Annotated in this window: 6 protein-coding genes; all 6 read right to left on the bottom strand. The window is 69.2% G+C overall.

The window, feature by feature from the left end:
• Positions 1–66: 66 nt before the first annotated feature.
• Positions 67–3,522, bottom strand: a complete 3,456-nt coding sequence (locus tag EV372_RS20975; RefSeq protein WP_486484020.1) for a LamG-like jellyroll fold domain-containing protein — start codon at positions 3,520–3,522, stop codon at positions 67–69.
• Between the two features lie 1,446 nt (positions 3,523–4,968).
• Positions 4,969–7,503, bottom strand: coding sequence for an OmpA family protein (locus EV372_RS20970; RefSeq protein WP_130397396.1), 2,535 nt, complete (start codon positions 7,501–7,503; stop codon positions 4,969–4,971).
• A gap of 34 nt (positions 7,504–7,537) precedes the next feature.
• On the bottom strand, positions 7,538–7,951 hold the full coding sequence (locus EV372_RS20965; protein WP_130397395.1) for a hypothetical protein: 414 nt from the start codon (positions 7,949–7,951) through the stop codon (positions 7,538–7,540).
• A complete protein-coding gene (locus EV372_RS29500; RefSeq protein WP_486484019.1) occupies positions 7,951–8,505 on the bottom strand; it encodes a putative RNA-binding protein in 555 nt (184 codons plus the stop codon). The genes EV372_RS20965 and EV372_RS29500 overlap by 1 nt, the downstream gene beginning before the upstream one ends.
• Positions 8,502–8,960 carry a TadE family protein gene (locus EV372_RS20955; RefSeq protein WP_486484018.1) on the bottom strand — a complete coding sequence of 153 codons (459 nt, stop codon included), beginning with the start codon at positions 8,958–8,960 and terminating at the stop codon, positions 8,502–8,504. The genes EV372_RS29500 and EV372_RS20955 overlap by 4 nt, the downstream gene beginning before the upstream one ends.
• Positions 8,957–9,160, bottom strand: coding sequence for a hypothetical protein (locus EV372_RS20950; RefSeq protein WP_130397393.1), 204 nt, complete (start codon positions 9,158–9,160; stop codon positions 8,957–8,959). The genes EV372_RS20955 and EV372_RS20950 overlap by 4 nt, the downstream gene beginning before the upstream one ends.
• Positions 9,161–9,191 lie beyond the last annotated feature (31 nt).

Raw genomic sequence — 9,191 nt, 5'->3', positions numbered from 1 at the left:
GGGTGAGCGGGGGACGATCACGGGGTGTGGGGGTGGAGAGCGGGAGGTGTGGCTAAGGGACCGGCCTCAAGCGCTGGGGAAGACGCCGTCCCGGACGTGGTGGATACCGCGTTGGTCGAGTACGCCCTGGTAGGTGTGGACGTCGTCGATATCGCCGGTCCAGTGGTAGGTGTTCGAACCGCTGTGTTGGGCGCTACCGATCCGGAAGGGGCCGTCGGCGTGCCAGGCGTGGTCGACCGCCACGCGGGACTCCTCGAAACCGTTGACGTAGAGCACCAGTTCACCGGTGGTGTGGTCGTGGACACCGGCCAGGTGGGTCCACTCCCCCAGCCGGGCGGCGGTGGTGGAGTAGGCGTAGGTCCATCCGGTCGAGCCTGAGGTGGGTTCGTCGTCGTGGGGAGCCATCTTGAACACCCAGGAGCTGTTCGAGCCCTGGTAACCGAGGTGGAATCCGCTCTGGAACTCACCTGCCTGGCTCACCGCGGAGGTGTTGACCGCCGCACCGGTCTCGTCCAGCCGCACCCATGCCGAGACGCTGAGGCTCCGGTCGGTGCGCAACACCGGTCCGGGTGCTTCGGCGTACTCGTCGACGCCGTTGAGCCGTACTCCCGGTGATGCGGTGAAGGAGTTCTCCGCCAGGTTCCACGCTGTGGCTGGGTCGGCGTTGAGGACGGCGTCGAGTCCATGGTCGGTGGAGTCGGCCACCGCGGTGCCCTCGTACTCGTCGAGCATCCACCGGCCCTGGGCAGCGACCGGTTGGTTGGCCAGGCGCCATGTCTCGGAGGAGGTCTCGGTGTCGGAGACCGTCTCGTTCAGCACCAGCCGGTCCCAGACCCTCACGTCGTCGATCGCGCCGGGCCAGTAGTAGTTGCCGACACCCTGGAAGAGGGCGCGTCCCATGGTCAGCGGCCCGGCGGCGTTCCACCCGCCGACGAGCGTGTCCGTGCCCTGCTTCACACCGTCGACGTACAGGGTCATCTCACCGGTCTGCTCGTCGTGGGTACCGAGCAGGTGGGTCCACACCCCGATCTCGGCGGAGTCGGAGGAAGTGACCATGTCCCAGTTCCGGGAGCCGTCCCAGTACTCGTCCTCGGACGACATCTTGAACACCCACTGGCCGGTGTTGCCCTGGTAGCCCAGGTGGAAGGCGCTCTGCTGCTCGCCCTCCTGGGCGACGGCGGTGTGGTGGGCGTAGGCGCGGTCGAGCTTGACCCACGCCGAGACCGAGAAGGTGCCGGAGGTGTCCACTGCGGAGGCGTCGGCGGTGATCTCGTCGTAGGGGCCGGGGTCTCCGTCGGTGTATCCGCTGGTGTGGACGGCGGTGCCCTCCAGGCGGGGCGTGGGGTTGGTGTCGGGGTTGTCCACCGAGCCGACGCGTCCGCGGACCCAGTCCACCCCGCCGGAGAGAGTGGCGCCCTGGTCGGGGTTGGTCGTGTCGGCGGCCCGGTTTCCCTGTCCTTCGTCGAAGGTGTAGTGGGCGACCGGGTCGCTGGGAGCGGCGACGAGGAAGGAGTAGGCCAGCACGCAGTCGGAGGAGTTGCCGAAGGCGTCCACCGTGCGCGCGTAGACCCAGTTGGGGCCCTCCAGGCGCGGGGTGAGGGTCACCGTCACCTCGCCGCCCGGTTGCTCGGGTTTGGCCTCGGTGACGCAGGAGTCGTCGTTGAGGGCGTAGAAGTAGCTCTCGGCGTTCTCGACGCCGTTGTTGGAGAGGGTGAACTGCCCGGGCAGGCCGGGGGAACCGTGGAACTCGTCCCCGGCCGGGTAGTCGGTGGAGGTGACCGCGGGGCCCTGGTCGGGGCGTGCGGTGCTGACCATCAGGTAGCAGTAGCCGGTCCAGCCGGACCAGGAGGTTCCGTCGTGGGCGTTGGCCCGGTAGCCGATGAGCACGTCCTCGGGTAGTGCGCCGGAGCGCACCGACTGGTAGGAGCCCGAGGACCACACGGCCACGTTGGTGGAGGAGGTGTCCACCTCCCCTGTTCGCGTGCCGTCCACCCACCAGGCGAAGCGGGTCTTGACCTTCTGGCGGTTGGCCGAGGTGGAGTCACGGTCGCGCACGTAAGCGGTGAAGGTGGGCCGGGTCTCGTTGATCAGGCGCGGGTTGTCCGGGTCGGTGGCGCAGCTGCCGCCGTGGGAGTCCGAGACCTTGGTGGGGATCTCGGGCGGGTTGTTGTAGTCCACCTGCAGGGTCGGATTGGCGTCGAAGCGGCGCCAGTCCCAGTTGCTGGAGGACTTGCTCTCGTTGCCGCGCAGGCCCAGGGTGGTGGTGGCGTGGCCCGCGTCGCGGCTGTACACGTACCCGTCGGTGGCGTCGAACTCCACCGTCGGGGAGGTACCCCCGGGGCAGTTGGAGCGGCCGGCGTTGATAGTGCGGGTGTCGAGCCTGGTGTTCCAGAAGGCCGAGGTGTTCTGCCTGTTCCAGGTGGTGGAGGAGGAGATGGCGTCGGTGCGCCACAACTGGATCTGCGCGTTGGTGCACCCGTAGGCGTGGGTGACCCTGGGGCGGAACGTGACCCGGGTGATGTCGGCGTTGCGGGTGCGCGAGTCGACGTTGAAGCGCCAGAACGCGCGCTTGGTGCTGCCGTCGCTCGGTTCGTAGCCCACGCCCGGGTCGTGGGAGGTGGAGTAGTTCCAGTACGACTGGCTCGGGTAGTTGGCGTCGACGTAGGCGCGCCCCACCCGGCTCACCGCGAGCGAGGGGTCGATGTAGACCGGGTACTCGGTTCCCTCGTCGACGAGCATGGCGGCGTCGGGAACCAGGCGGATGCTGTCGGTGGTCAGGTCCACGCCCAGGAGTTCGGTGCGCGCTCCCATGGGGGCCATCAGTGTGGGGTCCTCACCGGTCTCCTGCGCGCCCGCGGAGTCCCACATCGCCGGAGCGACCGCGGTGAAGACGCTCTCCTGTCCCAGGTCGCCGATGGCTTCCAGGGTGCCGTTCTCGGCCAGGCGCATGGTCACACCGGTGGTGGCCAGTGCCATCTCCAGCTCGGCGAGGTCCTCGTGCTGGGCCGCCTCGGGGGTGTGTACCACCAGCACCTGCCCGAACCCGTCCACACCCGCGGTCAGCACCAGGTCCACGTCCGGTAGGACGTCGGCGTAGGTGGCCTGGGGACCGTCGACGGTGGGGGCGGGCAGGTCCTCGTGCCAGCCCAGGTCGACGGAGTTCGAGCCGATCCCGATGCTGGCCAGGGCCTGGTCACCGCCGCCGGAGAAGGCGATGTCGGCGCTGACCGCCTTGGGGCGGAGACGGCCGTCGGAGTCCACGGCCAGGTCGGTGTCCACGGGGGTCCAACCGTCCTGGGCCCGCACCCGCACCGGGAAGGCGCTCTGCTCCATGGTGAAGCTGCCGTCGGGATTGGCCAGGTGCCGGGTGGTCTCGGTGGTGGCGGCGGTGATCTCGACGGGTTCGCCGGTCTCCTGCGCCAGGACCAGGGCTTCCCGGTCGGTGGTCAGGTCGGCGGTCGAGGCGGAGGGGCCGGGGTCGGGCTCCTCCTCCGCGTAGGCGGGGGTGGACAGAGCAGGCATGAGGAGCAACGACGCCGTGAGGGCAGCGCCGAGTACTCGCGCATGGCGGGGCATGGCAGAGCTCTCTAACCCAGGTTGGGGGATCACCGAGGGGGGTTCCGTGTCATGGGGGCACGGGTGGTGGTTGTCCTGGGACCGAACGGGAAGTTAGCAGCCCCAGGGAAACAACAACCGGAGTGACGCACGACACAACAGGTGGCACGTGAGTTCACGAAATGCTCCTTCAGTAGCACAAGGGAAACTTAGGACCACTTTGTCCATATACGGCCACTCAAGGCATGTTTAGTCCGCCGATGATCCAAATGTGGCGACGAACAGGGAAGATAGGCATTTCGGTTGTCCGTGGAGCGCCGTCAGGCACATCCACTAAAGGAGTGGACAAACCTTCCATCGCTCAGCACCGGCCAGGCGCCTTCCGAAGTGCTGTCCGGACCGCTTTCCGATGTGGGAATCACGGGTTCAACCCTGACGGATACGCTACAAGGCCCAGGCCAGGACGGGTTCACGACCATGTCTCAGCGAACTCGTGTCGCGGACGCCCGAAGTCTCCACAGCTCCCAGCACAAGGCGGCGAGGAGAGCGGCTCATCGAACAGTCGACGTTGACAGACGTCCTGCCTGCAGGATTTCGAACACATCCTTGTCAGGGCGGAATGTGTCAAGACAAATCGAGCGAGGACAAGTGTTCGTCAGGCCGCTCCGCGCAGCTCAACACCGTGCAGTGCGGCAAACGCGGCACCCAGTCCGTCTGGTTCGTTGAAACACAGGGCCTCGGGAAACCCGGACGGCACGGACCAACGGGTGAACCGCCCAGGGCTGACCGACCGGAAGGTCTCGGTCGCTTCCGCGCGCTTGCCCTAAACCACCTGCACAAAGCTCTGCGATCACCGGGGACGGTACTCGGTCGCCGCAAGGTTCACCTCCGCGTGCGCGGGGCTCACTCCTCGCGCCCGGACTGGATCAGGACCAGCTCCGGTCCATCCCCGCGCGCTCGGGGCTCACCCCGGCGACCCGAAGACCATCCCCAACGACCGCGGTCCATCCCCGCGTGCGCGGGGCTCACGACGATGGGTCGGCGGCGAGGCATGGTGTGTCCGGTCCATCCCCGCGTGCGCGGGGCTCACGGTCCCTGGGAGCGTGTCCAGCGCTGATCCAGGGTCCATCCCCGCGTGCGCGGGACTCACCAGTCCTCGGACGTCGTGATCATGGTGCACCGCGGTCCATCCCCGCGTGCGCGGGGCTCACCGGGGATGTCATGCTAAATGTCCGGTTCGGCCGGTCCATCCCCGCGTGCGCGGGGCTCACGCTTAACGAACTGCGGAAACACAGGCCGTTATCTCCTCGCAATCTATGCGAAGAGCTTGCCCAAGGCCTCTCCGACGCCCGTCTCACGCCCATACTCACACAGCCGGCTCCCAGTTCGGTCAGCCCCTTCAGCAAGGAAACTTCAGCGGCCGAGTAGCTCCTGGAAGAGCCTGCTCGTGGCAGCGCTGGGACGAGCGCGCATGGCCTTGAGCCGCTCGCTGAGCTCCTGGTAGGCACGCTCAACCGCGTCCAACCGCCCCAAGGCCGACTGGGTCCGCATGATCTCCTGGTAGACGGCCTCGTTCAGGTCGTCGGACTCCCTCGCCCGCTCCAACCAGACCAGCGCCTGCTCCGGCCCCTCACTGGCCTTGGCGAGGCTGACGAAGCAGTCGGCAGCGGCTCGACGGTAGGCCTGGCGCTTCTCCTCGATCCACGGCAGCTCCAACTCGGACAGCAGCTCGTGCGTGTACTCCGCCGCCGCGATCCGCAGGTGCGCCAGACGCTGGTCCGCGTCCCGGGTCGCGCTCGCGGCCCTGAGCGCGGCGTCGAAGCACCACACGTCCACATCAACGGCTTCGCGACGGATCCGGTACCGGCCCGAGGTGACCTCCAGGATCTCGGCCTCACCGTCCCCCAACGCCTCGCGGACCACGCGGCGCGCGTCGCTGGAAGCGGTGTTGCGCAGAGCCCGGGCCTTGCTCTCGGTCGAGTCAGGGAACAGCGCGTCGGTGAGCGCCTCGGTACCCATCCCGTCCGGGTGGAGCGCCAGGAGGGCGAGCATACGGCGTGCGGAACCACGCATGCGTGCCCCGACATCGGCATCGTCCAGCACGATCCTGGGTTGAGGTCCGAACAGGCACAGCCGCAGCCGCGGCTCCGCCAACCCTCGCCCCTCCTCAGAAAGCTCGGGTCCCTCCACGACCGGGGAGCAGGAAGCGTCCTCCTCAGCTTCCTTAGGCTCCTCAGCTACCGACAGCTTCTCGTCGTCGGTGTCGAGACACACCGAGAAAGCAGCCGCGTCCATGTGCAACAGGCGAAGGCCGTCGTACACGGTGGTCACGGCCCCATCCGCGTCGGTGACCTCCACCCTGTCGAAGGCGTCGCAGCGGACCGTGGGCGAGGACCACCCCTCCCCAAGGACTAGGACAACGGTGCCGCTGTCGGTCGATCCCCTGGTCACCATGTCCAGCCGGTCGCTGGCTCGTCCTTCCCCGGGGGACTCCACCACGAGCAGCGTCCATGAGGGAGCGTCAGCGGCTTCCTCCTCGTCCTCCAGGCGCACGGCGCTGATGTAGGCCAGCTCGGTCTCGGTGATCGCCGACGCTGTGTCGGGGCACACGACCAGGCCGGGAACGTCCACTCTTTCCGGCGCGCCTGCCCGCGCCAGAACGTCCTGGGTGGTGATGACCGTGGTGTGCTCGTCCGCCAATGCACGGCCGATGACGGAGGCGCACACTCCCACTCCATGGGTTCCGGTCACGCTGAGCCCGTCGCGTGCGCTGACAGCCAGGTCGTCGGCGACCCTCAGATATCCCCCTGCCGAGACCAGTTCCGTTCCGGCGCTCCGGAGAACCTCGACGCCGGAAACCTCCTCGGGCTCGGATACAGCCGACTCCCCACCCGCCAGCGGACCAACCGCGCCCCGACGAACCCCACCGCGACGAGGTGCGGTGAGCCGTCCACCGACCGCTCCGGCGAGCGCACCCGCAGCGGCTCCGACGAGCATGCTCGTACCGGAGAACCCTTCGTCCTCCCCTTCACCGGACGTGGGCGCACTGTCAGCCAGGTCGTTCACCGCTTCGCTCTCGGAGCCCCTGCTCTCGCGAACCTTGTTCTCGCGGCCCCTCTCCTGTTCCTGTTCCGGGGGCGGACTCGGCTCTCGTTCGCTCTGCTCCGCGGAGCTGTCAGCAGCCGCACGGGGCTGTGTGGTCAGCGTGTACGCGATCTCCGCGCGCCGGTCAGCGGCCTGCCCCAGATCGGGGTGGTTGCGCGGCTGCTCGGAACCCGCGCCTTCGGTCGTGATGGTCCACCCCTCCCCCAGCTGTTCGGTCAGGAAGGCGGCGACGGACTCGGCCCGGCGTTCGGACAGCGCGCGGTTGTACTCGTCGGGGCCGTTCGTGTCGGTGTGCCCGGTGACGGTGACCGCCTCCCCCGGGTCTCCGAAAAGCTGGAGAAGTTCGACGGTGGGCAGCAGCTCCTCCGCCATGGTGGGCGTGAGCTCGGCGGAGTCGGTCCCGAAGCCCGTCAGCATCCGGATGCGCTCCAACACGTGTGCCGGCTCCTGGCCGCGGGCGTCCTGTGCGCCCGTTGTCAGCTCAGTGTCAGCCGGTGCCACCGAGGCGACGGCTGGCGCGGACACGGCCACGGAGGTTCCCGCGACGCCGGTCACCGCCAGGCGCAACAGTCCGATCCTGGGCATCTGCCCGCGCAGGAGAGCCGCCGCGTCCAGGACCACCAGCCCGGTGAAGGCGCCCCACAGCGCCCAGAGCAGCACGAGTGTCAGTGCCTGGAGGACCACGGTGGGCGGCGTCGCGCTGATCAGCGTCAGCCACAGGTGGTCCCAGGACATCCCGTCCAGCTCCGCGGGCCACTGCCACCGCTGGATCAGAACGGGCGGTGCGATCAGCAGGGCAAGTGTGATCGCGCAGGCCAGAACCTTGCGAACCGGGTGGTGCATGTCGTCCCCTCTTCCAGCGTTGTCCCTCGGCGTCTCACGGGGTCGGGGTGTGCGCGGTCGCGGTGGCGCGGGAGGCGATCTCGACCTCTCCGAGCACCGCGAGCACGGCCGGGCGGTAGGTGGTCGTGACGGCGACCGTGACCTCGTCAGCGCTGACGACCACGTCCGCGGCCGTGTTCGTGCCCGTCTGTGCGTTCGCACCCGAACCCGCGAGCCGGGCGTGGTCCCTGGCCGCGCTGCGCGCCTCGTTCCGGTCGAGGGCGAGGGTGCCGGTGCGCAGCAGGTCAGCGTCCAGGTGCTGGGCACCGGCCCGGGCGGCCTCGTGGGCGAGGGTGGTGGTCCAGGTCTTGACGCGGAGCATCTGGGCGCCGTCATGGACCAGGCCGAGGCAGGCCAGGAGGGACGCGGCGATGGCGACGACGAACACGCTCGGACTGCCTCCACCCATCAGGGCTCCTGCTCTCGGTGGATGTCCAGGACGGAGACGGCCGACCCGGTGACGGTGCGCCGCTCGCTGACCTCCAGCACGCGCAGGTCGTCGCGGTGCACGGTGCAGACGACCTCGGCCCGCATCGCGCGCAGGTTCCCTTCGGTGGTCGGCCGCAACCGCACGGCGGGTTCCTGGCAGGCGCGCCCCCAGCCGCCCACGCTCTCGGCGACGGCCTGCTCAGCGGCGTTTCGGGCCTCGTTTCGGTCGGTGTGCAGGGAGGCGGAGCGCGCGGCGGCGTGGGCGAGGGCGTCGGCTGCCAGCGCCGCTGTGTAGTTGCGGCCGGTCAGGGCGAGCAGAAGGAGAAAGGTCAGTACGACGGGGACGATGAGGACCAGTTCGACTGATGCACTCCCCCGGTCCCGGTCCCGCTTCAGGCCCCGTTCCCGGGCCTGTTCCCGGTCCCGTTTCCGTTTCAGGCTCCACTCCCGGTCCTGCTCCCGCCCCGGGTCCCGGGGCCGGTTCTGCTCCCGCCTCGGGTTCCGGTCCCGGACCCGCTCACGAGGCGCTGTCACCGGGCCGCTCCGTCGACGTGCTCCGTGGGTCCGGACAGGGTCGTGCTGACGGGCGGGTTCCATCCGGGGACCAGGCTGATCGCGGTGCCGTCGACCCTGGTGCGGGTGGTGGCGTCGCCCCGCTCCACCCGAACGCGGACGTCCCGCAGGACGGTGCCGCCCAGGCCCTCGGCCAGGGCCTGCCCTCGCGCTCGCCCCTCTCCGGCGCTGCTGCCGAAGGCCCGTGCTGTCGCGAGTGCCTCGGTGGCCACGGCCTGGGCCCGGTGGTGGGCGTGCGCCCAGAGCCCGTACTGCAGGATGCCCAGCAGCATCAGGAACATCAGCGGGATGACGAACAGGGTGTCCGCGCCGCCTCTGTCGTCCCGGCTGTCCCGGGCGCTCCTGCGTTCCCGGAGATCCCGGTCTTCCCGACTGTCCCTGCTGTCCTTGCCGTCCCGCCTCGGCCCGCTCCTCACGGTGTGACGCCCAGGTCGACGGACTGGGCGCTCTCGATGATCCTCGGGGTGAGGATGCCGCCGACCGCCGTGGCGATACCGATGGCCACGACGAGCATGAGCACGTACTCGGTGGTGGTCGATCCCCGATCCGCGGCGGTGCCGTGACAGCGCATGCCGAGGACGAGTGCGGTGAGGGCGCGGCGCAGGGCCTGGCGCATGTGGTTGCCCCTTTTCTCGGTGGCCGGTGCC

The sequence above is a fragment of the Nocardiopsis sp. CNZ308 genome (assembly GCF_004217075.1).
The sequence above is the reverse complement of the archived record's forward strand: the minus strand, read 5'-3'. Positions and strand labels throughout refer to the sequence as shown.

Bases quoted from the DNA above. Each gene is read 5' to 3' on its own strand.
- EV372_RS20975 (WP_486484020.1), bottom strand. From the start codon at position 3,522: ATGCCTGCTCTGTCCACCCCCGCCTACGCGGAGGAGGAGCCCGACCCC.
- EV372_RS20970 (WP_130397396.1), bottom strand. From the start codon at position 7,503: ATGCACCACCCGGTTCGCAAGGTTCTGGCCTGCGCGATCACACTTGCC.
- EV372_RS20965 (WP_130397395.1), bottom strand. From the start codon at position 7,951: ATGGGTGGAGGCAGTCCGAGCGTGTTCGTCGTCGCCATCGCCGCGTCC.
- EV372_RS20950 (WP_130397393.1), bottom strand. From the start codon at position 9,160: ATGCGCCAGGCCCTGCGCCGCGCCCTCACCGCACTCGTCCTCGGCATG.